The sequence below is a fragment of the Sorangium sp. So ce362 genome, assembly GCF_051519845.1.
In the GTDB taxonomy this organism is placed as follows: Bacteria; Myxococcota_A; Polyangia; order Polyangiales; family Polyangiaceae; genus Sorangium.
Map to the genome: position 1 here is coordinate 3,938,439 of NZ_CP150332.1, position 24,398 is coordinate 3,962,836.

General features: G+C 71.4%; 18 protein-coding genes. 9 read left to right on the forward strand and 9 right to left on the reverse strand.

Features of this window, described 5'->3' with window-relative positions; genetic code table 11:
• Nucleotides 1-22: 22 nt before the first annotated feature.
• The 3 genes from WMF17_RS15395 to WMF17_RS15405 are packed head-to-tail and all read right to left on the reverse strand — an operon-like array spanning nucleotide 23 to nucleotide 1,872.
• Nucleotides 23-631 (reverse strand): ExbD/TolR family protein, encoded by a 609-nt coding sequence (locus WMF17_RS15395; protein WP_437491313.1) that lies wholly within the window; start codon nucleotides 629-631, stop codon nucleotides 23-25.
• On the reverse strand, nucleotides 628-1,191 hold the full coding sequence (locus WMF17_RS15400) for an ExbD/TolR family protein (protein WP_437602830.1): 564 nt from the start codon (nucleotides 1,189-1,191) through the stop codon (nucleotides 628-630). The genes WMF17_RS15395 and WMF17_RS15400 overlap by 4 nt, the downstream gene beginning before the upstream one ends.
• A gap of 3 nt (nucleotides 1,192-1,194) precedes the next feature.
• Nucleotides 1,195-1,872, reverse strand: a complete 678-nt coding sequence (locus WMF17_RS15405; RefSeq protein ID WP_061605615.1) for a MotA/TolQ/ExbB proton channel family protein — start codon at nucleotides 1,870-1,872, stop codon at nucleotides 1,195-1,197.
• A 989-nt stretch (nucleotides 1,873-2,861) separates the two neighbouring features.
• Here WMF17_RS15405 and WMF17_RS15410 point away from each other — a divergent pair.
• From WMF17_RS15410 to WMF17_RS15425, 4 genes are all read left to right on the forward strand, one after another.
• On the forward strand, nucleotides 2,862-3,479 hold the full coding sequence (locus tag WMF17_RS15410; protein WP_437602832.1) for a MotA/TolQ/ExbB proton channel family protein: 618 nt from the start codon (nucleotides 2,862-2,864) through the stop codon (nucleotides 3,477-3,479).
• A gap of 222 nt (nucleotides 3,480-3,701) precedes the next feature.
• A complete protein-coding gene (locus tag WMF17_RS15415) occupies nucleotides 3,702-4,268 on the forward strand; it encodes an ExbD/TolR family protein (protein ID WP_437602833.1) in 567 nt (188 codons plus the stop codon).
• A 15-nt stretch (nucleotides 4,269-4,283) separates the two neighbouring features.
• A complete protein-coding gene (locus tag WMF17_RS15420; protein WP_437602834.1) occupies nucleotides 4,284-4,865 on the forward strand; it encodes an ExbD/TolR family protein in 582 nt (193 codons plus the stop codon).
• A 262-nt stretch (nucleotides 4,866-5,127) separates the two neighbouring features.
• Nucleotides 5,128-6,060 (forward strand): hypothetical protein, encoded by a 933-nt coding sequence (locus WMF17_RS15425; RefSeq protein ID WP_437602835.1) that lies wholly within the window; start codon nucleotides 5,128-5,130, stop codon nucleotides 6,058-6,060.
• A gap of 60 nt (nucleotides 6,061-6,120) precedes the next feature.
• Here the strand turns inward: WMF17_RS15425 and WMF17_RS15430 are convergent, their stop codons facing one another.
• From WMF17_RS15430 to WMF17_RS15440, 3 genes are read right to left on the reverse strand one after another with little or no spacing between them, the layout of a single operon-like run.
• A complete protein-coding gene (locus WMF17_RS15430; protein WP_437650163.1) occupies nucleotides 6,121-7,422 on the reverse strand; it encodes a DUF4147 domain-containing protein in 1,302 nt (433 codons plus the stop codon).
• Nucleotides 7,419-8,147, reverse strand: coding sequence for a hypothetical protein (locus WMF17_RS15435; protein ID WP_437650165.1), 729 nt, complete (start codon nucleotides 8,145-8,147; stop codon nucleotides 7,419-7,421). Before WMF17_RS15435 ends, WMF17_RS15430 begins: the two co-directional genes overlap by 4 nt.
• Entirely contained in the window at nucleotides 8,147-9,478 is a 1,332-nt protein-coding gene (locus tag WMF17_RS15440; protein WP_437602838.1) for an HD domain-containing protein, read from the reverse strand. The genes WMF17_RS15435 and WMF17_RS15440 overlap by 1 nt, the downstream gene beginning before the upstream one ends.
• 864 nt (nucleotides 9,479-10,342) lie before the next feature.
• Here WMF17_RS15440 and WMF17_RS15445 point away from each other — a divergent pair.
• A complete protein-coding gene (locus WMF17_RS15445) occupies nucleotides 10,343-12,481 on the forward strand; it encodes a hypothetical protein (protein WP_437602839.1) in 2,139 nt (712 codons plus the stop codon).
• Between the two features lie 255 nt (nucleotides 12,482-12,736).
• Nucleotides 12,737-14,452 (forward strand): serine/threonine-protein kinase, encoded by a 1,716-nt coding sequence (locus tag WMF17_RS15450; RefSeq protein ID WP_437602840.1) that lies wholly within the window; start codon nucleotides 12,737-12,739, stop codon nucleotides 14,450-14,452.
• Nucleotides 14,453-14,470: 18 nt separating this feature from the next.
• Here the strand turns inward: WMF17_RS15450 and mutH are convergent, their stop codons facing one another.
• A complete protein-coding gene (gene mutH / locus WMF17_RS15455) occupies nucleotides 14,471-15,154 on the reverse strand; it encodes a DNA mismatch repair endonuclease MutH (RefSeq protein WP_437602841.1) in 684 nt (227 codons plus the stop codon).
• 219 nt (nucleotides 15,155-15,373) lie between these two features.
• Nucleotides 15,374-18,925: a protein kinase domain-containing protein gene (locus WMF17_RS15460; protein WP_437650166.1), complete on the reverse strand. Its 3,552-nt coding sequence runs from the start codon at nucleotides 18,923-18,925 to the stop codon at nucleotides 15,374-15,376.
• A gap of 490 nt (nucleotides 18,926-19,415) precedes the next feature.
• Between WMF17_RS15460 and WMF17_RS15465 the strand changes: the two genes are divergently transcribed.
• On the forward strand, nucleotides 19,416-20,603 hold the full coding sequence (locus WMF17_RS15465) for an aminotransferase class V-fold PLP-dependent enzyme (RefSeq protein ID WP_437650168.1): 1,188 nt from the start codon (nucleotides 19,416-19,418) through the stop codon (nucleotides 20,601-20,603).
• 111 nt (nucleotides 20,604-20,714) lie between these two features.
• Here the strand turns inward: WMF17_RS15465 and WMF17_RS15470 are convergent, their stop codons facing one another.
• Nucleotides 20,715-21,572, reverse strand: a complete 858-nt coding sequence (locus tag WMF17_RS15470; protein WP_437602844.1) for a metallophosphoesterase — start codon at nucleotides 21,570-21,572, stop codon at nucleotides 20,715-20,717.
• A 179-nt stretch (nucleotides 21,573-21,751) separates the two neighbouring features.
• On the opposite strand from WMF17_RS15470, the gene WMF17_RS15475 reads away from it, so the two are divergent.
• Both WMF17_RS15475 and WMF17_RS15480 read left to right on the forward strand, forming a co-directional pair.
• On the forward strand, nucleotides 21,752-23,500 hold the full coding sequence (locus WMF17_RS15475) for a phosphoenolpyruvate carboxykinase (GTP) (protein WP_437650170.1): 1,749 nt from the start codon (nucleotides 21,752-21,754) through the stop codon (nucleotides 23,498-23,500).
• A 276-nt stretch (nucleotides 23,501-23,776) separates the two neighbouring features.
• Nucleotides 23,777-24,373: a GbsR/MarR family transcriptional regulator gene (locus WMF17_RS15480; RefSeq protein WP_437602847.1), complete on the forward strand. Its 597-nt coding sequence runs from the start codon at nucleotides 23,777-23,779 to the stop codon at nucleotides 24,371-24,373.
• The last annotated feature ends 25 nt before the right edge of the window (nucleotides 24,374-24,398 follow it).

Genomic DNA, 24,398 nt, shown 5'->3' on the forward strand with positions numbered 1-24,398 from the left:
CAGCCGGCAGGGCCGGCGGCGGCTACTGCTTGCTGCCGCCGCTCAGAACCATCAGGTGGTACTTGCCGAACTCGCTCTGCCCGAGGGTGAACAGGACCTCGATCAGCAGGCGGTACGGCGTGGTCGCGTCAGCCACGATGACCGCCTCGGACGACGACGGATCGAGCCCCTTCGCGGCGCGGATGGCCTTGTCCGTCTCGCGCGCGTGGGAGAGGGCGTTCGCGAGCGGCACGACGTAGAGATCGTTCGGCCCGCTGCGCTTGTATTTCGCGTCGACGCCGGACTGGGCGAGCTGCTCGCGGTTGGGCAGCACGACGATCGGGGTCGGATCCTCGCCGACCAGGATCTGCGACTTCGAGACGATGACGACCACGCCCTCCTGCGAGGGCTCGGACTGCATCACCGACTTCGGCAGGGTGAGATCCTTCGACTGCGGGATGGATGCCGCCGACGATCCCACGCTCTTCAGCAAGAAGACGAGGATGATCGTCATCAGATCGAGCATCGCCGTGATGTTCAGGAAGTCGATCTCCGGCTCCCGCCGGTTCCTGCGGATCGCCTTCCGGAGGGCCGCCTTGTAGCGGACGACGCTCGCCTTCGGCCGCGGCGGAGGGGGCAGCTCGGCGCTCATCGGGCGACTCCGAAGTGGACCTCCGGGAACAGCTCCTCCCCGTCGTCGCTTCGCAGCGCGTCCATCACGTCGATGATAGTCTTGTAGTCGATGCCCGGGTTCGCCGTGATCGTCACCTGCGTCTCCTCTTTGAACTCGGGGCGGGCGTTCTTGAGGCGCTTCGCGCACGCCATGAGGGCGGTATAGTCGTAGCTGTCGTTCGTCTTTGGCACCGTGACCCCGCTGCCGACGTCCTGGCAGCCGGTCGCGATGTTGCCGCTCGACGTCTTCAGCGAGATCCCCTGGCTGGTGATGAACGCCGAGAGGTTCAACGCCTTGCTGGACAGCTCGCTGCGCACCTTCCCCCCGCCGATGGATGGCGGCGTCGTGTCGATCGACGACACGAATGTCACCGAGACGCTGGCGAGCACGAAGATGAGGATGTTCATGATGATGTCGAGGTACGGAACGACGTTGAGCTCGCCGGCCTCCTCCCCGGCGTCGGGCTCCTTGGGCTGTGATAGGCGCCGGATCTTCGATCGCTGCGCCGAGCTGAGCGGGACGTCTTGCGGGTCCGCCATGGGCTAGTAGCCAGGCTTGCTGCTGATCGTGAGCAGGTTGAAGACGCGCTCCGTCGTCGCCTCCAGATCGTGCTGGATGTTCTTGGAGCGGGTGTGGAGGAGGACGTGCGCGATCATGCACACCACGGCGATGGCGAGGCCGAACGCCGTGTTGTACATGGCCTCCGCGATGCCGTTCGAGAGCATCCGCTGCTTGTCGGCCTGCGAGAGGCCCTGGGCGGCGATGGAGGCGAACGTGTTGATCAGGCCAGAGACCGTCCCGATGAGGCCGATCAGCGTCGCGATGTTCGCGAGCGACCAGAGGGCGCCGACCCGCTTCTCCACGGCGGGTTTGAGCTCGGACAGCTTCTCGCTGAGGGCGGCGTCGATCTCGTCCGCGCCCTTGTTCGCGTGCGTCAGGCCGGCCTTCACGAGCTGCAGGATCGGGTAATCGCTCGCGTCGCACAGCTTGATGGCGCGGTCGATGTTGCCGGCCGCCACCAGCTTCTTGACCTGCGCAAAGAACTCCTTGGAGTTCACGCGGTAGCGTCCCAGCTGGAACGCGGTCCGCTCGATGATGATCGTCACCACGACCGCCGAGACGACCAGGTTCGCGATCAGGAAGGTCGGATTGTGCTTGATGGCCTCCCACATCCCACCTTCGCCACCACCCTCGGCCGCCAACATCAGCAGATGACGCATCCTCGAAGTCCCTTTCTCAGCGTCGTCAGAAGCCCGACAATCTCCAGGCGCGGCGACTATAACTGCCGCCCGATCCCGTGCGCAAGCTCGGCGATGCGGCCACGCCGCGCGGCGAGAGGCCTGGATCGGCGAAAATCCCCGCCGAATCAGCGTGCCTCTCGCGGTGAGCGCCCTCGGGGTACGGCGAGGCAGCGCGGGAGCGGCCGACGCCGGAGGGGTACGGAGCCCCCTGAATCGCTCCGGTCGACGGCGCCCGACCAGGCCACCGTGCTCGGCCGTTCCCGCGTCCGCTTGCCTGCTGAGCCACTGCGCTCCCTCTGGCGTAATGTCGCTCGCACTGCCGCGGTGCGCTGTCGCCGGCGGACGTCGCGCCGGCGCCTCGCCTCCCGAGGTTTCGCGGGATGGGCTGCCGGTGCGCGCGGTGCGCCCGGCGGAACGTTACATAACCCTGCGATTGTTGTAAAGTTTTGCCCGTATCAGAGCGCTCACGTGTGGCCAAATCTCTCTTGACGGCGCCGGGTCTCAATCGCGAAGATGCGCGAGTCCCCCGAGCGCATCGGCGTAGCTCGGCCAGAAGGCGGCACGCTCTGCGGTGACGGGGAGCCGCGCCCAGAGCCATCACGGGCCCCGGGGGTGACGACGCGAAGTCAGTCTTGGACGACAGGTGAGAGAGCTGGGACGGCGCCGGGCGCCGGGACCAGGAGAGACGATCAGGACTCTTGCAGAGGTCAGCGCCGCTCGGCTAGCGTCCCGTGCGCATCTCGCCAGAGAGCGACAGGAGCACGCCGTCCACGGCCAGCGACGCCAAGCGAAATAGGCCTCTCATCCGTTCTTACGTGTGAGTGAAAGACTGCCGCCCCTCGGCAACACGAGTCTGACAAAGGGAACCGATCGAGTTGCGCGAAACCTCATCCCGGGGACGCGAGGCGAACTGGAGGACAGAAGCAATGCACGGAGCATATGAAGCTTTTCAAGAGGGTGGGTGGGCCATGTGGATCATCCTGTTCTGGTCGATCATCGAGATCGGCATCATTGTCGAGCGCGCCCTCTACCTGTTCGGCTCGTCGATCAACAAGGATGTCTTCCTGGCCACCATGCAGAAGTGCATCCTGGCGGGTGACGTTGCCAAGGCCGTGAAGATGTGTTCGGCGGCGAACGCCCCGCTCGCCCGCATCGTCCAGGCCGGCCTCGTCAAGGTGAACCGCCCCGACGAGGAGGTCCAGGCGGCGATGGACGAGGCGGCGCTCCGCGAGCTGCCGAAGATCTCCGCGCGCACCTCGTACCTCGCGCTGTGCGCGAACCTCGCGATGCTCTCCGGGCTGCTCGGGACCGTGCTGGGCCTCATCAAGTCGTTCGGCTCCGTCGGCGGCGAGTCGGTCGACCCGAGCCAGAAGGCGCGCGTGCTCGCGGCCGGTATCTCCGAGGCCATGAACTGCACCGCCTTCGGCCTCGGCGTGGCCATCATCGGCCTCGTCGGCTTCGCCGTGCTGAACGGCAAGACGCAGCAAGTCGAGGACGACATCAACGAGGCGTCGGTACAGATCCTCAACCTGGTCGTCACGAACCGACAAAAGGTGAATGTCGCGGCGGTCGGTCAAGCTGCCTGATGGTCCTCGGCGGGTCCAGGTTGCCGGGCGCTCTTCGTCCCACCTGGGCCCGCTCTCGCGTCACAAATCCTTGGACGGTCGCGTGCGCCGTTCGGGATCCCGGGAACTTCGGAAGGGCGACGAGGTCAGACCCAGCAACGTATCCCTCCGCGCGAGCAGCCGGCAGGGCGTCCCCCGGAACAACTTGAATCTGTGGGCCGAGGCTCACGTTGGGAAGGCATTATGGGCGGCGTAGACGTCGGCGATAATGGCAAGAAGCGGTCGACGAACAGCGAAATCAACATGGTTCCGTTCATCGACCTGCTGATGGTCACGATCTCATTCCTGTTGATCACGGCGGTCTGGGTCACCAACTCGCGCATGAACGCGGACGCGCAGGTCCCCGGCCCGCCGGACCCGAACAAGGAGCTCACCCCGCAGACGCCGGAGAAGGTGCTGAACCTGCACATCGGCGAGAGCGAGTTCGGGCTCGTGTGGAAGCAGGGCGCGACGGTGGTCAACGAGGTCAAGGTGCCGAAGACCCCGCTCGAGGCCGGCGACGGGAGCTCGAAGGTCATCCGCTACCCCGAGCTTGCGAAGCGGATCGAGGAGGAGTGGAAGCAGCACGGCGGCCACCGGGATCCGAGCGACAAGAAGCTCGACCAGGCCATCCTCCACACCGACAACCGGACTCCGTTCAAGGAGATCGTTGCGGTGCTCGACGCGCTCTACTCGCCGAAGCGCGAAATGAAGCTGCCCGAGGGGACGAAGCAGATCCCCGCGTTCAATATGACGTTCTCGGTCCGGTGAGGCAGGAGCGCGCACATGGATAGGTTCACTCGGAAGCACCACAAGGACCCGCACGCCCACGTGATCCACAAGCCGGGCCGCCGGCTGATGTTGGGGGTGCCGCTCCGGTTCGTGTGGAACAAGGTGTCGGGGCACGGCTCTCGCAGCCCGAACGCGGGGCTCAACCTCGTGAGCTTCATCGACTTCCTCGTCGTGACCGTGATCTTCCTCCTGATGTCCTTCTCGGCGTCGGGTGAGATCGCCGTCGACAAGAACGTCAGGCTACCGAAGGCGGAGAACGTCGAGGACATCATCGACGCGCCGATGGTCGCGGTGAACGGCAACCAGATCCTCGTCGACGGCGCCCTGGCCGGGTCGACCCGCGCGATCGAGGAGCTCGGGCGCCTCCAGAAGATCGACGAGCTCTTCAACCTGCTCAAGAACAAGCGCGAGCTGTGGAAGCAGGTGCAGCCGAACAAGCCGTTCCCGGGCGTGTGTATCCTCCAGGTCGATCAGGACGTGCCCGCGCTGGTCGTGAAGAGCGTGTTCCAGACCGCGGCATTCGCCGGTTACCCGAACGTCAGCTTCATGGTCAGCAAGCTCCCGAAGTCGCAGTGATCCTCGCTTCTTGACCTATCGAGCAGAGAAGGACGGGGCGCGCCCGGCGGTGCCTGGCGGCCCCGGCCACCATCGAACGAGGTGGCTCTAGCGGCGCGCTCGGCGCGGCCTTCCCCTCCGCGCAGCTCGTGTGGAGGAGGCTGTTCCGCGCGCCTGATCGGGCTGGTGCCTCCTGCGTGGAGCCTCTCCTATGTCCTCTGAACAGCCGCCCCGCGAACGCGGTTTGCCTTCGGTCTACAAGGCGCGGGAAGCGCGCTCGAGGATGCGCTGGCCCTCGGCGAAGTTCTGGGGTTACACCGCCCTCGTCCTCGCGGTCTCGGCGATCCTGCACTGGAAGTGGTCCCAGGGGCAGATCGAGAGCGCGCGCCAGAAGCTGATGGCGCGCCAGCGCGCCGTCGCCGTCGAGCTCGGCCCGCGCTGGTTCCCGATGCGCGAGCGCGTGGAGGGCTGGACCCTCGAGCTGTCGCAGAGCGCGGGGGCCGAGCTCGTGGACCGGGAGGCGCTCAAGGCGTGGAATTTTCGTGACCTTGCGGGCATTTACCTGCGCCTTCGGGTGGACGAGGCGACGAGCGTCGACGCCATCCGCAAGAACGCGCAGCAGTCGCTCCGCGACGCGTTCACCGCGTGTCTCCTGCGGGTGCCGAACCCGAACCCGCTGGCGGGCGCGGAGTGCAAGCGCACGCGGGATTGCCCTGCGGGCGACTACTGCAACGAGGCCGAGCGCTGCTCGCGTCCCGCGCAGCCGTTCAACCTGCGTGTCGCCTACCGGACGATGCACGTCCTCTCCGACGAGTGGGTGCGCGACGCGCAGGACGCCTCGAACGAGCTGCGGCTGCGGCTCCTGGAGTGGAGTTTCGAGGACACGATGCGCGACGACGTGCCGCTCGCGGCGGAGCTCCTGACGCGGGCACAGTACTACCTCCTCGTTCTCGACGAGCCGGTCGAGGGCGCGACGAGCACCGAGGCGTTGCTCGGGGTGCCGCACATGGCGCGGATCGGGGTGTGGCGGCTGTCGGACGGCAAGCCCATCCTGCGGGTCCGCCGCGAGGCGAGCGGCAATCTCATCGGCGGAACGCCGTCCGTCGAGGGGAGCGTGCTCGAGGCGCGACAGCGGCAGGCGAACAGCTGCGCGCTGGCCCTCGCGGTGCGCGAGGCGATGGGCGACACGACCGCGGCCGCCGTCGAGCCGCAGTGAGGCCGCGCCGGGCAGCGCGGTGAGCGGCGCGCGCGCCGCGGGGCAGCGCGCGCTGCAAGATCAGCGCGCACGCGCGCCGAGCGTGACGTCCCGCGCGACGATGTGCAGGTCCGTGAGGTTGTGGCCTGTCGGCCCGGTCTCGACGCGCGTGCCGAGGGCGCGGTGCGCGGCGGCGTCGTCGAAGCCCGCGAGCGCGGCCTCGATGCCCCGGTCGTCCATCGCGGCGGCCGCCGCGCGGGCGACCACCGCGCCCGCCGCACCGGAGCTGCCGTCGACGCCATCGGAGGCCACGCAGAGGAGCGCGACGTCCGGCGGCAAGTCGCGCACGGCGGCGAGCGCGATCCACCCCGCGCGGCCGCCGGCGCCGCGCTGGGCCGGCAGCGCCAGCGTCGGCTCGCACGGGATCACGACCGCGTCGCCCGGGGCGAGGCTGCGGGCGAGCGCGAGGCGACGCTCCACGAGCGCGCGCGCGTCGCCATCCTCGGCGGGGGCGGCGACCGCGCGCAGCCCTGTCCTGCCGGAGAGCGCGGCCGCCACGCGCTCGGCGAGCTTGTCCGGATCGGCGAGCAGGCGCGCCTCCAGGCGACGCGCGTCCGCTGGCTTCAGCGACTCGCTGAACGCGGGCGCGAGCCGCGCGAGCTGAGGGGCCCGGCGACCGAGCGCGGCGAGCGCCTCCTCCACGTGCGTCAAGTCCGGGACGGTGGGGCCCGAGCTGATGTCGTGCGGGAGCCCGCCCACGACGTCGCTCATGATCAGCGTCAGCACGCGCGCCGGAGCCGCCGCCGCCGCGAGCCGCCCGCCCTTGATCCGCGAGAGATGGCGGCGAACGAGGTTGACCTCCTGGATTGGGGCGCCTCCTTCCAGGAGCGCCGCCACGAGGGCCTGCTTGTCCGCGAGGGACACGCCTGCAGGCGGCGCCGCGAGGAGCGCCGAGGCGCCGCCGGAGATGAGGGCGAGCAGGAGATCGTCGGGTCCGAGCGTGGCCACCGCGGCGAGCGCCGCCTCGGCCGCCTCCACGCTGCGCGCGTCGGGGATCGGGTGCGCCGCGCGCATCACGCGGAGCGGGTGCAGCGCGGCCTCCTCGGGATCGGCCGGCGTCATCTGGCGATCGCGCGCGGAGGTCGCGGCGTCCGCGACGGTGACGGCGAGCCCGCCGGTGATCCGGTCGCCCCAGCTGCGGAGCGCGCCCCGGGCCATCCCGAGCGCCGCCTTGCCCGCCGCGATCGCGAGCACGCGGCCGCGGAGCGCGCCTGCCTCGGCGTCGAGCGCGCGCTCGACGAGCCCCGCGGGATCGAGCTCCGCGAGCCCGGTGCGGAACGCGGACACCAGCTCCGCTCGCAGCGCGTCGAGCGCGCCGCTCAACGGCTCCTCGCGCCGGCCTCGCTGCGCCTCGTTGCCACCTGGGCGGGGGCGCGGTCGCCAGCGTCGACGATGTGCGCCGAGACGACGTGATGCCAGCTCAGCGTGACCGACACGAGCGCCCGCTGCTCGTCGCGCGGGCTCACGCCCCCTGCGAGCTCCGAGCCGCGCCAGCGGAGCGCGCCCCGCACCCCGAGGAACGGGCCCGTGGCGTGGCCCAGCAACGGCACGTCGAGCGACAGCGAGAGCTCGACCCCGGGCTCCGGTGCGAGCCCGGCTCCCGGCGAAGACTCCCAGAACGAGCCCACGCCGAGCGCGACGGAATCGATGAACAGGTCGAGCCACGGCGTGCCGAGCTCGAGGTTGCGCGCGTACCGGGCGAGGAAGAGCGGCTGGATGAAGACGCCGCCCGCGATCGAGCGCGCGACGGTCGCCCCCTGAGCGCCGAGCGCGTCGGTGTAGTGCGCATACAGCCCGGCGGTCGAGAGGTAGGCCGCGGCGCCGTGCGCGCTGAGCGCCGGGCCCCCGTTCGTGAGCGAGGCGCCTGCGCCCGCGCGCAGAGCGAGATCTCCGTCCAGGCGGCCGTACGCGCCGTCGCCGTCCGCGCGCGCCGTGGACGCCGCAGCGATCGCCGCGATCGCCGCGGCGCCGGCGAGCGCCCTGGCGGCGGCGCGGCGCGCGCGCGCGGGCTCGAACGATCCCCGTGCTGGCTTGTTCGTGGTGATCATCAGCGTATCAGCGCCTCCCGCACCGCGTCCCGCAGCTCGGGCGCGAAGAGGATCCGGGTGCGCGTCATGGTCTCGTTGCGCAGCCGATCCAGCAAGAAGGACACCTCGGCGGGGCGTCGCGGGCGTCCTCTGGGGTAAACGACCAGGAGCGACTCGTCCTCGGCGTAGGGCGTGTCCTCGGCGATGTCGACGCCGACGTACACCTCCGGGTCGAGCCCGGCGCCCTGCGCGATCTCGCGCACGGTCTCCAGCGCCGCCGTGCGCCGCGCGTCGCACCCGGCCGGCGCCTCGCCGGGCTCGGGGAACAGCTCGACCGACTTGAAGAGCGAACGCACGCGCAGGCGGCGGGCGAGATCGGACAGCACGGGATCGGACGCCGCCTCCCAGGCGTGGATGGCCCCCAGCAGGACCTGATCGTCGAGCTCCAGGTACTGCTCCAGGGTGGGCATCTCGCCGACGGCCATCGCCTCGACGGCGGCGGGGACCTCGGGGATCCGATCGCCGGCGGCGAGGCGGGCGACGGCGCGCCGGAGGATGGCGCCGATCATCCACTCTGCGCTCCGGGTGGTCTTGTGGAAATAGACCTGCTGGAACATGAAGAAGCGGGCGAGCAGGAACGACTCGATCGCGCTCATCCCCTTCGTTCCGTCGATGGCGAGCGCCGGAGCGGGAGGGGCAGACGCGGCGCCGCCGCCGGGCATCTCCACCTGGACGTCGCTGAACCTGAGGCTGCGCAGCAGCCACGGCAGGTCGTACTCGCCGTACCTGACGCCTGTCGCGTGTGCGTCGCGCAGCAGGTAGTCGCAGCGATCGACGTCGAAGGTCCCGCTCACCGCTTTGGCGAGGTACGGCAGCTCGTGTCGTCCGCCGATGAGGTCGGCGACCCGCTGCGGCAGGTAGGGATCCTGGCGAACGAGCACCTGGTGCACGTCCGAGGCCGGGTCGAGCAGGATGCGCTCGGTCCAGCGCTCATGGTGGAGCGCGCCCGGCATGGCTTCCTCGAAGAGGTGGGACAGTGGGCCATGGCCGAGATCGTGCAGGAACGCTGCGGCGATCGCGTCGCGCGCGCGGTCGCTGGTCACTCTCTGCCAGAATGGAAGGTCGCGGTCGATCTGGCGCAGCCTCGCGATGAGGAGGCGCATCACGTGGGCGGCCCCGAGCGCGTGCGCGAAGCGGGTGTGCTCGGCGCCCGGGAACGCCAGTGACGTCAACCCGAGCTGACGGATGCGCCGCAGCCGCTGCACCTCGCGGGTGCCGAGCAGGCGCGAAACGATGGCCGCCTCGCCGCTCTCGAACTCGATCAGGCCGTGGACCGGGTCGCGCAGGATCAAGATGGATCTCCACGCGACCCCATGGGCGCAAACGGAGCCGGGTCACTCAGGAGTTGCCTGATGGCGTCCAGCTGCGGGCGTGTGCGCGGGGAGGAGGACGCGTCGCTCCGGGCGTGCGGCGTGGAGCACAGCATGATGCACGTCGAACAGGGGCGGGAAATCAAGGAGGTGCGCGACGTTCCCACGCGAGCCTACGGGAAGGCAAGCGCGGCTCGCGGCGGAGCGTTCCTCGTGAGCGAGCCAGCGATCTCCTTGGCTCCCCCGGCGACGAGACGTGCGCGTGAGATCGCGGCGTCCGGAGTGCGCGGCGCGCGACGGAAGCCCGCGGTGGGGGCCAGGCGCGCCGACGCGGAATGATGCAGGGACTTCGAGCGTAACGTTCGATCGTGACGTAAAAACGCGTCATGGCGCGCGTCGCGCAGCGCGGCACCGCGAACGCGCCGACGCATGCGCGCGTACGAGGGCGTGCGATTACGGCTGCGCCGTACGACACGACGCGAGACCGACGAGATCTCGAGACGCCTCAGGACGCCTCCGGTGGAGAGCGACGCGGCGATCGGAATCGGGAATCAGGAATCAGGAATCAGGGAGACCGGCGATGGCGGCGATGCGCGACGCGCGACGCGCGACGCAGACGATGCGCGCTGCCTGCGACCGAAATTGTGAACGGAGAAAATTGTGAACGGAGTAGGAAAGTGCTCGATTTCTTGAAGCTGGACGAGCATCCTGGTGTACGTTAGGAGGCTGGCTATTCCGCTGGTTAATGTGGGTCATCGGATATCCGGGAGATAGGTCGAGCGCATGACCACGACCAACGGACGACAGTCGGGGCGGGGGCATCCTGCAGGTGAGGAGCTAGGTCGGGTGACACGCGAATCGGGAGGCGTGGCGAGCCGTGGCGATGCTGAGCTCGACGAGTCGCCGAGGCGGCTCGACGCGATCCTCCGCGCCCTCCCGGAGTCGGAGCTCAAGGGCCTCATCACCCGCATGGGGATCCGCATCGACGCCGCGAAGCGCATCGACGCGCCTTCTCAGGCGGCGCGGGCTCTGGTCGGCCTCCCCGACGTGCGCGATCCGTCGCGGCTCCCGACCGCCAGCCGCGAGCTGCTCCACCGCATCGCGGAGGCGGGCGGCGTGCTCGTCGTCCCCTCGCTCCCTGCCGGGCTCGAGCCGCTCATCGCACGCGGCGTCGTCTACGCGCGCAAGACCGATGAGGGCATCGAGCTCGTGCTTCCGGCTGCGTTTCTCGTCCAGCTGAAGAGCTGGGAGAGCGAGGACCCCCGGGCGATCCGGGCGCTGCTCGCGCAGGCACCGTTCGAGACGATGAGCGCGATCGCGACGCACTATCTCGGCCGCCCTGCCACGCCACCCATCGCGCTGTCGCTCGAGATCGCGTGGGAGACGCTGAGCGATCCGGACCGGCTCCGCGAGGAGATCGATCGCCTCGCGCCGGTCGAGCGCCGTCTGCTCGAGGCCATCGAGTCGGTCGGCGGCGAGGTCGACACGCAGGAGCTGCTCGATCTGGAGCGGGAGCCGATGCGCCTTCGCAGCGCGAGCGGCGTGACCGCGAGCCGCCGTGGCGCGGGCTTCGCGCTCGAGCGCCGCGCCTTCCTCATCCCGATCCACCCGAACCGCCACGTCGTGCCGACCGAGGTGGCCGCCATCGTGGGCGCGGATCGCCGCCGGATGCGCGAGAAGCGGCGGGAGCAGATCCGGTCGTTCGTTCTCGAGGAGGACCACGCCCCACGGCGCGCCCGCTTCGCCTCGGATCCGGGGATGCTCGCGCTGGCGCTCGCGTACTGCGTGCGCGAGCCGGGGAGCGACGTGCGCCCCGGCGTCGGGACGCCACGGTCGCTGCTCGTCCGGCTGGCGCAGCGCTTCGGGCGTGACGTCGAGGGCGTCGCGCTCGTCGCCGCGCTGTCGCGCGCGGTCGGGCTCTGGGACGCTTCGGCCGCGTCGCCAGCCACGCCCCCCGGCTCGCTCCAGGTGCAGGAGCTGACGCCGCTCCTGTTCACGACGTGGCGCCGCGGCGGCGCGTGGGATGAAGCGCGAGCCGAGCGGGAGGTGCTCCGGGTCGCGTCCGACAACCGCGACGCGAGCCCGATCGGCGCGCTCCGCGAGATGGTGCTCGACGCGCTGCACGACCTCGGCGAGGGCCGCTGGGTGCCGTGGCAGTCGTTGCAGGGCTACCTGGCGGCCGACGAGCGGATCGCCGGGGTCGAGCGGCTGGTCCGCCGCTGGGCCGAGCGCGCCTCGGTCGAGGCGCCGGAGGTCCCCGACATCACGCGGCGGATCGCGCTGGAGTCACTGCCGGCGCTCGGGATCATCGATCTCGGCGGGGCCGAGGACGTGGCCAGCGCGGATCTGGCGCTCCGGCTGACGCCGCGCGGTCGGGCGCTGCTCGCGGGCTCCGCGCCGAGCTCGGACAACGGCAAGAGCAAGTTCGTGGAGGCGCATGCGCTGCGCGTCGGCGCCGGCGCCAAGGTCTCGGCCGTGCTCGGGCTCTCGGCGTTCGCCGAGATCGGCCGCGTCGGCGATCAGGTCGATCTCCTGCTCACTCCGCCCTCGATCGCGCGCGCGCTGTCGGTGGGGCTCGACAGCGACGCCTTGCGCACGCGCATCGAGGCGGTCGCGCCGCTGCCGGACACCATCTCGCGCATGCTCATCCAGGCGAGCGTCGTCATCGGCAAGGCGAGCTTCGTTGGCGCCTCCGGCTTCCTCTGGATCGAGGATCCCGAGATCCGCGAGCTGCTCCGTACGCGGAAGCCGGCGGCCGAGATGTTCGTCGATCCGTCGCCCCCCTCGGGCCTGCTGATCGAGGCGGGGGTCGATCTGGAGCGGCTCATCCGGCGCTGCCGCGCGCTCGGCATCGAGATCGAGGCCGATCTCGGCAACCTCAAGGCGACGCGGCAGACCCCGGCGCACGGCACCGAGGGGCCGCACCGGACCTCCTCGACGGCCAACATGCGCCGCTCCCGGACCCCGCCGGCGCGCACCCGCTGAGCTCGCTGTCAACTGGCATCGCGCGAGCGCGGGCCGATGCCGGGCCGAACGGGCGGCAGGGGACGTCCGCGCCTGCGGGCCGCGTGGAGCGCTGCGCCCGCGGTGCGTCACGAGAGCAGGCAGACCCTGAGCCGCGCTCGCTCCGCCTCCTCCGGACGCTCATCCCACCTCGGAGGCATTTTTTCGCAACACTTTGCATTCCTGCGGCGTGAGGGGAATCGCTTCGGAGAAGCGTGACGTGTATACCTTAGCTCGATGGCGCGCTCCTCTGGTGAGCCGGACTCGACCGAAGGAGTGGACTCCGTCGGTCCGGAGACGGCTGCGTTTCCGCTCGGCGCGGGGGAACCCAAGGCTGACAACGTCTACACGATCGCGCCCGGCACCGTCATTGCGCGCAAATACCGCGTAGAGCGCACGATCGGCCGCGGGGGCATGGGCCTCGTGGTCGAGGCGCTGCACCTCGACCTCGATACGCGCGTCGCCATCAAGTTCCTGCTCCCGGAGTTCATGTCGTACACCGAGGCGGCGGAGCGGTTCATGCGCGAGGCGCGCACCGTCGCCAAGCTGCAGACGCCCCACGTCGTGCGCGTGCTCGACGTCGCCGCGCTCGACAGCGGCGAGCCGTACATGGTGATGGAGCTCCTCGACGGCGAGGACCTCGCGTGCCACGCGGCCGAGACGGGCACGCTCGCGATCGGCGAGTGCATCGATCACATCGTCCAGGCGTGCGAGGCGCTCGCGGAGGCGCACGCGCTCGGCATCGTCCACCGCGATCTGAAGCCGGCGAACCTGTTCCTGACGAGGCGCCCCGACGGCGCGCCGCTCATCAAGGTGCTCGACTTCGGCGTCTCGAAGATCCTCACCGGCGACACGGGCAACGTCTCCCTCACGCAGACGACCACGATCCTCGGATCGGCGCTGTACATGTCGCCCGAGCAGATGCGCTCGTCGAAGAGCGTCGATCCCCGCACCGACATCTATGCGCTCGGCGTGTGCCTCTTCGAGATCATCGGCGGCAGGCCGCCGTACGTCGCCGACAGCTTCCCGGAGCTGTGCGCGAAGATCTACACGTCGCCGCCCGAGTCGCTCGAGGATCTCCGTCCCGAGGTGCCGGAGGGCCTCGTCGAGGTGATCGAGAAGGCGATCGCGCGCGAGCCGGAAGATCGCTTCCAGTCGATCTCGGAGTTCGTGCAGGCGCTGGCGCCGTTCGCCGCGCCGGGCACGCGCACGACCATCGCGGGGATCCTCCGCCTTCACGCCGCCGAGCTCGACTTGCCGCCGCCGGCCTCGCGCGCGGCCATGTCGCGGACCACGTCGCGCGCGCCGCGCGCGAGCAGCGGCGGCCCGTCGGTGAGCGACAAGGCGGCGCGCACCGACGGCTCAGCGCCGCCGGCGGAGGACGAGGCCCCGCGCCGCGGGCGCACGCTGCTCTATGTGGCGGTTGGGGCCGTCGCCGTCGCCGTGGGCGCGTGGGGGGCGCTCCAGTTCCAGAGCCGGTTCGCCAAGGGAACGGGCGACGCGGGCTCGCCGGCGGGCGCGCCTCCGCCGAACGACACCGCGGCTCCCGCCGATCTGGCGCCGCCGCAGCAGCAGGCGCCGGATACAGCGATCACCCTCCCGAAGGTCGTCCCCGCGGACGACCCGGGGGCCGCCGACGCGGGCGCGAGCGACGCGGGTGCAGCGGACGCGGGCGCAGCGGACGCGGCCGTCAGCGCGACCGGGGCGGCAGCGGATGGCGGGGCCGAGCCGTCCGCAGCAAGCACAGCGGCGCCGAGCGCTGGACCGGGCAAGCCGCAGCGCGGGAGCACGGGCGGGCGAGGGCGCTCGCGCGCGACGGGGGCGACAGGCCCGTCGCCCGCCAGCGACCCGGAGCCGGCGCGACCCGTCTCGACCGTGAACAGCGATCTCTCGATGGAGACGTGCACGGCGACGATGCCGGACGGCACCAAGAAGGTCGTCCCCTGCAAGTGACGCGCGTCCGCGCCCCGATCACGCCGGCATCGCAGCCGGATCGCTCAGGATGGCGCCGGTGAAGCCGGGGCGCAGGTAGAAGCCGCGCGGCAGCGCCGCGATCATCTCGCCGTCGCGCCCGAACGCGAGCGTCCGCGAGCGTCCACTCGCGGCCTTCGGTCGCACCTGGAGCCAGCGGCCTGCGTGCGCGGTGAGCGCCTCGATGGCGCCGATGCCGATGAGCCCCATGAGATCCTCGAAATCGGCGCGCAGGACGCGCTCCTGCGCCTCGGTCGGGCGCCAGAGCCGCGGGGCGCCCAGCCGCCGCTCCTCGCTCGGCCGGCCGGGAGCGGCGACGATCGGGACCCAGAGCACGTGGGCGAGCTTCGCGCGAGCGCGCGACGTCCCCCACTCCGCACGATCCGCGTCCGAGAGCGAGATCGAACAGACGAACGTCGACTCCTGCGGCGCCCCGGCCCCGTCGACGGGGATCGTCTTGAGCTCGATGCCGAGGTGGGGAAAATCGGGCCTCGACGTCGATCCGGCCGTCGCGCCGAGCGCGCGTTCGACGAGCGCGCCGGCGGCGCCCTTCGTGCGCACGCCGCCTCGGGGCACCGCGCGTCCGAGCGCGCGCGCGAGATCGGCGAGCGTCAGGCCGGCGAGCGCGGACGCCCGGCCTCGGAGCTCGGCTTCATCGCGAGGCGGTTCCAGCGCGGGGATCAACGACGCCGCCTTAGAGCATCGCGCGGCCCGACTCCAGCGTTCGGCCGCGATCGAGATAGGTTGGCCGCCGGGGTGCGCCGGAACGTCGATGGGAATCGAGCAGCGCTGACCCGGGGGCCATGGCGGCCTGATACACGCGGCCCCCCCGAACGCGCCGCCAAGAGAGAGCCTACTGCCTAAGTCCCCCCTTGCGCCCACAGGATTGAAAGGAAAAAAGCATCAGGAAATTCCTGTATAACCTCTCCGAGGTCCACCGGCGCCGTGCCTTGAGGCCCGCCCGTCGTCGAGCGGCCATCTCAGATCGGCGAGCTGACCGGTAATACGGAGCAGCATCTCGCGCAGGGAGGACGTCGTCGCGCGGTCCTGCGGGTTATGTCGTAGACATGCGTACATGAACGCCGCGATGTCGGCGGTCCTCGGATCGTCGGCGAGGCGCTTGACCGGCGTGGGGAGCCCGTCGTGCGTGATGTGCGCCGTGATGAGCGCGACCTCGGTGGGCGCGTCGAACAGCGTCTTGCCGGTGAGGATCTCGTAGGCGAGGCAGCCGAAGCTGTAGATGTCGGCCGTGAGCGGGGTCGCGGTGGCGCCGGGCGGAACGACGCCCCAGATCTCCGGGGCGCCATAGCAGCCGGTGGCGCAGCCGGGTCGGATGTGGCGACCGGCCAGGCCGAAGTCGACGAGCACGGGCTCCCGTCCCCCGCGCAGGATCACGTTGGTCGGCTTGATGTCGAGGTGCCCGACGCCGACCGCGTGCATGGCCTCGAGCCCGGCGAGGATGCCGTCGAGCAGCGCCACCGCGCTGCGCGAGGTGAGGCCTCGAGCGTCGAGCAGCTTGTCGCAGCGGATGCCCTCGATGAGCTCCATCACGAGGATCGGCTTGGGGCGCGCGCCGGCGTCGAACGTGACGAAGCGGGCGATGTTCGCGTGATCGGGCAACGAGAGGAGCGCGCCCGCCTCCTCCCGGAACAGGCGGAGGAAGTCCGCCTCCGAGACGCTCCGGGCCGCCGTGTGATCGTACTCCGGCACCTTGAGCGCGAAGCGCTCGGCCGACGGATCGTGCCGCTCCTCGGTGCGGGTGACGACGAACACCGTGCCCAGCGAGCCGCCGCCGAGCTGGCGGTGCACGTAGAAGCCGCCGAGCGTGCGGCGGCTCGGCAACCACGCGGGCAGCGGCTGCTCGGGCAGGGCGATCCCGCCCGGCGCGCTCGGCCGCCGGACCGGGAGCAGCATGACGCGCGGCACGACGAGGGCGACCACGTCGGCAAGCGCGCCCGGGATGCTCGCGCGCGCGGCCGAGACGAGCGCCTCGACGGGCGCGGCGACGCTCGGCTCCACGTCCTCTTCTTCCTCCTGCAGCGCGACCTCGATGGCGAGGCGCAGCGGCTCCGTCGCGCCAGAGGGCGCGGAGGGCGGGTGATCCCCGCAGCGCCGGCGGGCGCCGGCGGTCAGCTGCGCGAGCCGCGTCAGGGCGTCCTCCAGAGCGCTCAGCGGCGAGGCGTCCGCGTCGCCGTCGCCCGCGGCGGTCAGCGCGCTGAGCGCGCGGGCCGTGTTCACCACGCCGAGCGCGCGCGCGAGGCGGGCGAGCGCGCCGCGCACGATCTCCGTGCGCTGCGACGCGCCCGCCGGCAGCGCCGTGACGAGCGCGTCGAGGGCGGCGATGCGATCGAGCGCCGCGCGCGCGCGCTCGGCCTCGGCGAGCTCCGCGTCCAGCGCCCCCTTCCGCGTCGACCGGAGCGACACCGCCGCGTCGTCGTCGTCCCGCGCGCGCGCGCCGCCCTCGCGCCCGCCGCGCGCGAACCGCGCGTACGCGCGCAGCAGCTGGGCGACGTCCGGGTGCATGCTCGCCTGGCCGAGCACGTCGAGGTCGTCGGGGTCGCCGCCGCGCATCGCGGCGTGCAGGAAGATGTCGGCCGCGTCGGCCGCCCCCTCCCGCACGAGCGCGTCGAGGCCCCGGGCGACAGACGCGGCGATGGCGCGGCGGAGCGACGACCCGCGGTCGGCGCGCAGCCGGTCGAGCAGCACGCCGATGGCGCCCGTCCAGCGGGCGAGCACGCGCGCCTTGAGCTCCGGCTCGCCGCCGAAGTCGGTGTTCTCGCCGTCGATCAGGTGGATGAGCGCGCGGAGGTTGCGCTGGTGCACGGTCACGTGCTGCGGCGGCGATGCGCTCGCCCGCGCCGCGGACCCCTCGGCGCGGAGCAGCCACCGCGCGAGCCGCTCATCGAGGTCGTCCAGGGAGGCGACGCCGGTCGAGTCCTCGCTCGGCCGGCGGTTCAGCAGCAAGAGGCCCTTCAGCAGACCGGAGCCGAGCAGCTCGGCGTCGAGCTCGCGCACGAGCCCCACCGCCGCCCTGCGCGCCGCGGTGCTCTGCGCGTCGTCGAGATCGCAGAGCTCGATCTCCTCGAGCGCGCCCACGACCTCGGCCGCCAGGGCGTACGCCTCGAGCGCGCGGCCGTGCGCCTCGCGCGGCCCCGTCTCGACGAACGCCGCCACGGCGCCGTCGAGCGCGCCGCGCAGCAGCGCGACCCCAGCGCCGTCCATCGAGAGGTCGCGGTGGACGACGCGCGCGAGCGCCGCGAGGCCGTCGTCGCGGACGTGCGCGCTGGGCGGCGCCTCGAGCGCGTCCTCCAGCGCGCGGGCGCACCGCGCCGCCGCGCGGGCGCCGAAGGGCTCGCCGCGGCTCATCACGCCGCGCTGGTCGCGCCGGAGCTCGACGATCGCCTCGGCCGTCGCCATCGGGGCCGCGCGCGCGATCTCGTCGAGCAGCGCGTCGGCCGCCTCGGGCTCCGCGTCGGCCGCGACGGGGAGCCCCCACACCATCGCCGTGGCGATGCCTGGATCGTGCGCGAGCAGCGGCCCCCGGAGGAGATCGACGGCGCGGCCGAGCGCGCCGTCCGGATCGACGGCGAGGCTCGCGGCGAGCGACGCCGCGCCGCGCCGCCACTCGGTGGGGGAGAGATCCTGGACGAGCAGGGCGCGCACCTCCTCGGCGAAGTCGGGCAGCGCCCCCGCGAGGAGGCCTCGCGCCGCGGCGATGTGGCGCCACACGAGCGGCTCGCGATCGGCGAGGAGCGTCTGCCAGGCGAGCGCGATCCCGTCGGCGCTGTGGTCGAGATCGCGCCGGCGCCCGTCGCTCACGTTGCGGAACAGCCGGAGCGGGAGGTCGTCGCCCTGCATGGCCCGGCGGGTCGCGTCGCGGGCGGCGCGCTCGAGGAGGCGCGCGGCGAGGCGCCGCTCCGGGAGAGAGCCGGTCGAGGGCGCCGCGATCCAGTCGCGCGACAGCTCGCGCCGCGAGGCGAGCAGGAGCGCGAGCGGATCGACCGGGATGTCGGTGCCCGCCGGGAGCCAGAGCGAGAGCATCACGCGCGCGCGGATCCCCGCCCCGGAGAGGCCCCGGGCCGAGCCGGCGGCCATGCGCGTGGCGAGGGCGACGAACGTCGCCGCGTTGCCGGCATAGAGCTGGTTGAGCACGCGCCGGCCGAGCTCGCGCCGCTCGGGCCCGAGCGGGAGCGCTCCGGCGATCTCGTAGAGCGCCACGCTCGCCGCGGCCGGCGCGAGCCAGCTCAGATCGTCGAGCAGGCCGTCGGCCATGGCGGTCTGGACGCTCCGGAGCAGGGCATCCGGGCTGAGGGAGTCGAGCGGGGTCGAGCCATCGAGCGCGTCGACGAGGGCGAGCGAGGCGATCGTCTGACGGAAGAGCGCGCGCCGGACGTTCGGGTCGTCGTGGGACGTGAGATCGACGAGCCCTTCGAGGTATTCCGCGCGCGGTCGCATCGACAGATGGCGCAGTCTAGCGCGACGGCGCGCCGGCCCCCCTCCCACGCCGCCGCAATCCTCGCGCGTCATGGAACCTCCCACATCGATCCGGAGCGCGAGCCGCTCCACCGGGCTCCGACAGAGCCACTTCCCCCTACGATGATCGGACCTGCCGGGGGCGCGCCCTCGCCGCGCTTTCCGCTGCCTCGCCCGGGTGACCACGTTGCGGACAAGGCCAACGTGCCAGCGCGGTCGTCGCTGGATGCGCGACCAGACTCGGCTCCTCTCGCGTCCGGCCGCCTGGGCCGTCGGCGGACGCGACAGCGCGCTCCGGTCGCGCCGCGCGCGCGCCGAGGACGCAATCCGCGCCACGTGCGCGCGGGATGACACGGATCGAGCGGGTGGAAGTGAACGCCGAAGTGGGTTAAGCGGGAGCGCGCGCGGAGCCCTGCCGCCCTGCGCGTCCGTCGCGCGGGTACCGCACCGAAGAGCTGGAATGCAAGGAGACGTGGAACCGGGCCTCTCGTTCGACCTCGACGCGTTCCGTGCCGCATACTCGCGCTTCCTCGCGCCCGCCGAGGACGCGGCGCCGCGCATCCTGCTCACGGGGCACTCCCATCAGGCCTGGCCTGACGTGGCGCGCGACGCGGTCGCCGCGTGCTTCGACGACGCCGCCCGGCTCGTCGACGGCAAGTGGGACGATGCGGTGTTCCCGAGACGCTCGGCGGTCGGCGCGGCGATCCTGGAGCGGATGGGCTTCGAGCGCGGCGACGACATCGCCTTCGGCCAGAACACGCACGAGCTCGTCTACCGGCTGATCACCTCGCTCCCCCGTCGCGGTCGGCAGCGGATCGTCACCACCGAGGGCGAGTTCCACTCGCTCAGGCGCCAGCTCGCGCGTCTCGGCGAGGACGGCGTCGAGGTCGCGTGGGTGAGCGTCGAGCCGCGCGGCTCGCTTCCCGATCGGCTGCTCGCCGCGCTCCAGCCGGGCACCTCGATGCTCGCGATCTCGGCCGTGCTCTTCGAGAGCGCCACGGTGGTGCCGCGGCTCGACGAAATCGTCGCGCGCGCGGCCGAGATCGGCGCCGTCCCGCTCGTGGACGCCTACCACGCCTTCAACGTCGTCCCGATCGCGTGGGGCAGCGCGGCGCCTCACGTCTTCGCCGTCGCGGGCGGCTACAAGTACGCGGCGATGGGCGAGGGGATCTGCTGGATGCGCGTCCCGCGCGGCTGCGCGCTGCGCCCGGTCTTCACCGGCTGGTTCGCCGACTTCGACTCGCTCGCGGGAAGCGGCGGCGGCGTCGCGTACGCGCCTGGGGGCGCGCGCTTCGCGGGCTCCACGTTCGATCCGTCCGCGCTCTACCGCGCTGCCGCCGTGCTCGAGCACTGGGATCGCTTCGGCCTCACCGTCCCGCGGCTGCGCGCGATCTCGCTCCGGCAGACCGGGCGCATCCTCGGCCACCTCGACGCCGCGGGCCGCGGCGACGACGTCGTCTCGCCGCGCGAGCCCGAGCGCCGCGGCGGCTTCGTCGCCGTCCACGCGGCGCAGGCGGGCGACGTCGTGCGGCGCCTCCGCGCCCGGCGCGTCCTCGTCGACGCGCGCCGCGATGTGCTCCGCGTCGGCCCTGCGCCGTACCTCACCGATGCCGAGATCGACGCGGGCGTGGCCGCCCTCCTCGAGGAGCTCAGCCGCTAGCGCCGTCCCCGACGGCGGCTCATGGTCCCGTTCTCCTTCCTCTCCGACGCCGGCCGCAGGGATCTCGCCTTCGTCGTCGCGGCGCCCGCGGCGACGTCCTCGCCGGGGCGCTCAGGGGTCGCTGTGGACGCGCGGCGCTTCGGGGTACAGCGATCGGAGCCCGCGCCACGCGACGTCGGTCGCGCTCTCCGCGGGCTCGGCGAGATCCCACTCCAGGTAGAGCTTGTCGCCGTCGTAGCAGCCGAAGCTCGTCGAGAGGCAGAGCATCGGCTCGCGCTCGATGGCGTACCCCGTGCGCGCGACGTCGTGCCCGTAGACCGCCACGCGAGCGTCCCGGTCGAGCGCGCGCAGAAAGGCATAGGCGCGCTCGCTCGAGGTGCTCCGCGCCCAGAGCAGCGCGCCGAGCGTCCCCTGCAGGCTCATCTCCGGGAGCGGTATGTCGAGGAACCCGTCGAGCGGGAGCCGCTCGAGGTCCTCCCGGCTCTGGATGCGCGCGTGCGGCGCCGCGTGGAGCATGACCAGCCGGGCCGCGCGTGCGACCGCGACGAACGGCCACCCGCGGAACCAGCTCCGCATCGCCAGCGTGTCCTCCGGACCGAGCAGCTCCTCGAGCCGATGCGCCTCGTCCGGAAAGAACTTCGCCACCACCGGACCCCCCACGTGCGCGTGTTCGTGGTTGCCAAGCAGGTAATGAACCCTGCCGGGGTGCCGTTCCGCGAGGCTCCTCGCCTTTTTCAACAAGGTCACGGAGTCGCCCCGGTAGAATGAGCCCAGGTAGTCGGGCCATTCATCCTCGTCGAGCTCGGGCCCGTGGACCAGGTCGCCCGTAATGACGAGCACCGCGCCGTCAGGGCCGGCCGCCGCCTGGTCGAAGATCTCGGCGATTCGCTCGAAATCCGCGACATTCCCCTGAAAGTCGGTGGCGACGATCAGTCTGCCCCGATCAGGGAGGTCGACGACACGGTGCACGTCTCCAGCATAGCCGAACGTCCCTGCGTTCGCCTCGCGCGAACTGAGCCCGAGCGGAGGCGCCGCGCCGGCCGGCTGCCGATTCACTTGCAATCTGCCAGATCGTCCATGTTTGCTGTAATTCTACAGCGTTGCTGTCCCTTGGCGGGGCTTCTCGCCCGGGCTAGGCTCCCAGCTGTATGCAAAACCGGAATCTTTCAGCGTGGGTAGACGAGATCGCGCGCCAGACGCGGCCCGATCGGGTCGTCTTCTGCGACGGCTCGGAGGCGGAGAACCGGACGCTGATCCAGGGGATGCTGAGCGACGGCACGGTCATCGCGCTCAACGAGGAGAAGTACCCCAACTGCTATCTTCACCGGAGCGACCCGACCGACGTCGCCCGGACTGAGCACCTCACGTTCATCTGCACTCGCGATGAAGAGGATACGGGCCCGACGAACAACTGGATGTCGCCGGAGGAGGCCTCGCGGCGGGTCGGGCGGCTGTTCGACGGGGCGATGAAGGGGCGGACGATGTTCGTTGTTCCGTACCTGATGGGCCCCGTCGGGTCGCCCTCGGCGAAGGTTGGAGTCGAGATCACCGATAGTCCTTACGTCGTCGCGAGCATGAGGATCATGACCCGTATGGGCCGGGTCGCGCTCGAGGCGCTGGGCAGCTCCGAGGATTACTGCCGGGGGCTGCACTCGCTCGGAGACCTGAGCCCGGAGCGCCGCTTCGTGTGCCATTTCCCTGCAGAGCGGCTCATCTGGAGCATCGGCTCCGGGTACGGGGGCAACGCGTTGCTCGGGAAGAAGTGTTTCGCGCTGCGCATCGCGAGCACGATGGCGCGCGACGAGGGCTGGCTCGCGGAGCACATGCTCATCCTCGGCCTGGAGGACCCGGAGGGCCGCGTGACGTACGTCTGCGCGGCGTTCCCGAGCGCCTGCGGGAAGACGAACCTCGCCATGCTCGTGCCGCCGGCGTCGCAGAAGGGCTGGAAGGTATGGACGGTCGGCGACGACATTGCCTGGCTGCGGATCGGCCCGGACGGCCGGCTCTGGGCGATCAACCCCGAGGCCGGCTTCTTCGGCGTGGCGCCGGGGACGAGCTCAAGGACGAACCCGAACGCCCTGGCGACGCTGGCCAGGAACTCGATCTTCACGAACGTGGCGCTCACGCCGGAGCGGACGCCGTGGTGGGAGGGCTTCGACGGTCCTGCGCCGCCGGTCCTCACCGACTGGAGGGGCCGCCGGTGGACGCCGGACACAAAGGAGCCGGCGGCGCACCCGAACAGCCGTTTCACGTCGCCGGCCCGCCAGTGCCCATCCATCTCGCCGGCGTTCGAGGCGCCGGCGGGCGTGCCGATCTCGGCCATCATCTTCGGTGGCCGGCGCGCGCGGCTCGCGCCGCTCGTCTGCGAGGCGCGCGACTGGGCCCACGGGGTCTACCTGGGCGCGACGATGGCCTCCGAGACGACCGCCGCGGCCACGGGCCAGGTCGGGGTCGTCCGCCGCGATCCGATGGCGATGCGCCCCTTCTGTGGGTACAACATGGGCGATTACTTCCGGCACTGGATCGAGCTCGGCCAGGGTCGCGCGGCGTTCCCGAAGATCTTCCACGTGAACTGGTTCCGGCAGGGCGAGTCGGGCAAGTTCCTCTGGCCCGGCTTCGGCGAGAATCTCCGCGTCCTCCGCTGGATCCACGCGCGCGTGAACGGGAAGGCGCAGGGACGCGAGACGCCGGTCGGGATCATGCCCACGGACGGCGAGCTCGATACGAGTGGCCTCGACCTGAACGACGAGGTGATGCGCGAGCTCTTCGCCATCGACCGCGATGGGTGGCTGGAGGAAGCGCGCGATCGCGAGGCGTTCCTGGAGTCGTTCGGCGCGCGCATTCCCGAGGCGCTGCTCCGGGAGAACCGGGATCTCGTGGCCCGGATGCAGGTGTGAGCTAGCGCCGTCCCCCCCGGGCGACGCATCCGACCCACGCCACCCGCGAGGCCTCGAGCGGCATCGCGCCTGAGGCCGGCCGCCCCCGACCGGAGCGGCCGCCGCCGCGGCGAGCACGTTCTATCCGAGGCGAGCGCGCTCTGTTCGACGCGAGCGCGCCGCGCCGGGAGTCCGGAGAAAGCGGCCTCGCGGTCAGAAGCTTACTGAAAGCTGTCGCGGCCGCGCTCGTCCGTTCTCTGATGAGGACGGTCGGGAATGTCTTGACGCCGGCACAGGTTGGCCCACACAGTTCTTTCAAAGAATTTTGAAACTTTAATGAGCCCTCCCAACGACATCCAGCGCCAGGCGGAGCTGCTCGCTGCGGACGCGATCGGCGACGTCATCGAGCACTGGGGCTTCCGCCGCGTGCTCGGGCGGATCTGGACCGTCCTGTTCATCGCCGGCGGCGCCCTGTCCGCCGCCGAAATCGGTGAACGGCTGCAGGTTTCGTCCGGCGCGATGAGTATGTCGCTGACAGAACTGCAGAGGTGGGGTGTAGTACGAAGGGTATGGAAACCGGGAGAGCGGAAGGAGTTCTTCGAGGCCGAGACGGACTTCTGGAAGATGATTTCCAAAGTGTTCGCCGAGCGCGAGCGGCTCATCGCCGACTCCGTGAGGCAACGCCTCGAGCGGGCGTCCGCGCTGCTCGAGAGCCTGCCTGCCACCGACGCCACCCGGTTCAGCCTCGATCGGGTGGAGCGGCTCCTCTCGTTCGTGATCGTCGCGCAGACGGCGCTCGACGGGTTCATCAAGAGCAGGACCGTGGATTTCTCGCGGTTCGGGGACCTTGTCCGGTTCCCGATCCGGGCCGTTCGGTCCCGGCGAGGCGCCTAGCGGGCTCGTGATTTGGGAGAGCTCG

Excerpts from the sequence above, each read along its gene's own strand:
- WMF17_RS15395 (WP_437491313.1), bottom strand. The coding sequence starts at position 631 with ATGAGCGCCGAGCTGCCCCCTCCGCCGCGGCCGAAGGCGAGCGTCGTC.
- WMF17_RS15400 (WP_437602830.1), bottom strand. The coding sequence starts at position 1,191 with ATGGCGGACCCGCAAGACGTCCCGCTCAGCTCGGCGCAGCGATCGAAG.
- WMF17_RS15405 (WP_061605615.1), bottom strand. The coding sequence starts at position 1,872 with ATGCGTCATCTGCTGATGTTGGCGGCCGAGGGTGGTGGCGAAGGTGGG.
- WMF17_RS15410 (WP_437602832.1), top strand. The coding sequence starts at position 2,862 with ATGTGGATCATCCTGTTCTGGTCGATCATCGAGATCGGCATCATTGTC.
- WMF17_RS15415 (WP_437602833.1), top strand. The coding sequence starts at position 3,702 with ATGGGCGGCGTAGACGTCGGCGATAATGGCAAGAAGCGGTCGACGAAC.
- WMF17_RS15420 (WP_437602834.1), top strand. The coding sequence starts at position 4,284 with ATGGATAGGTTCACTCGGAAGCACCACAAGGACCCGCACGCCCACGTG.
- WMF17_RS15425 (WP_437602835.1), top strand. The coding sequence starts at position 5,128 with ATGCGCTGGCCCTCGGCGAAGTTCTGGGGTTACACCGCCCTCGTCCTC.
- WMF17_RS15435 (WP_437650165.1), bottom strand. The coding sequence starts at position 8,147 with ATGATCACCACGAACAAGCCAGCACGGGGATCGTTCGAGCCCGCGCGC.
- WMF17_RS15450 (WP_437602840.1), top strand. The coding sequence starts at position 12,737 with ATGGCGCGCTCCTCTGGTGAGCCGGACTCGACCGAAGGAGTGGACTCC.
- WMF17_RS15460 (WP_437650166.1), bottom strand. The coding sequence starts at position 18,925 with ATGCGACCGCGCGCGGAATACCTCGAAGGGCTCGTCGATCTCACGTCC.
- WMF17_RS15475 (WP_437650170.1), top strand. The coding sequence starts at position 21,752 with ATGCAAAACCGGAATCTTTCAGCGTGGGTAGACGAGATCGCGCGCCAG.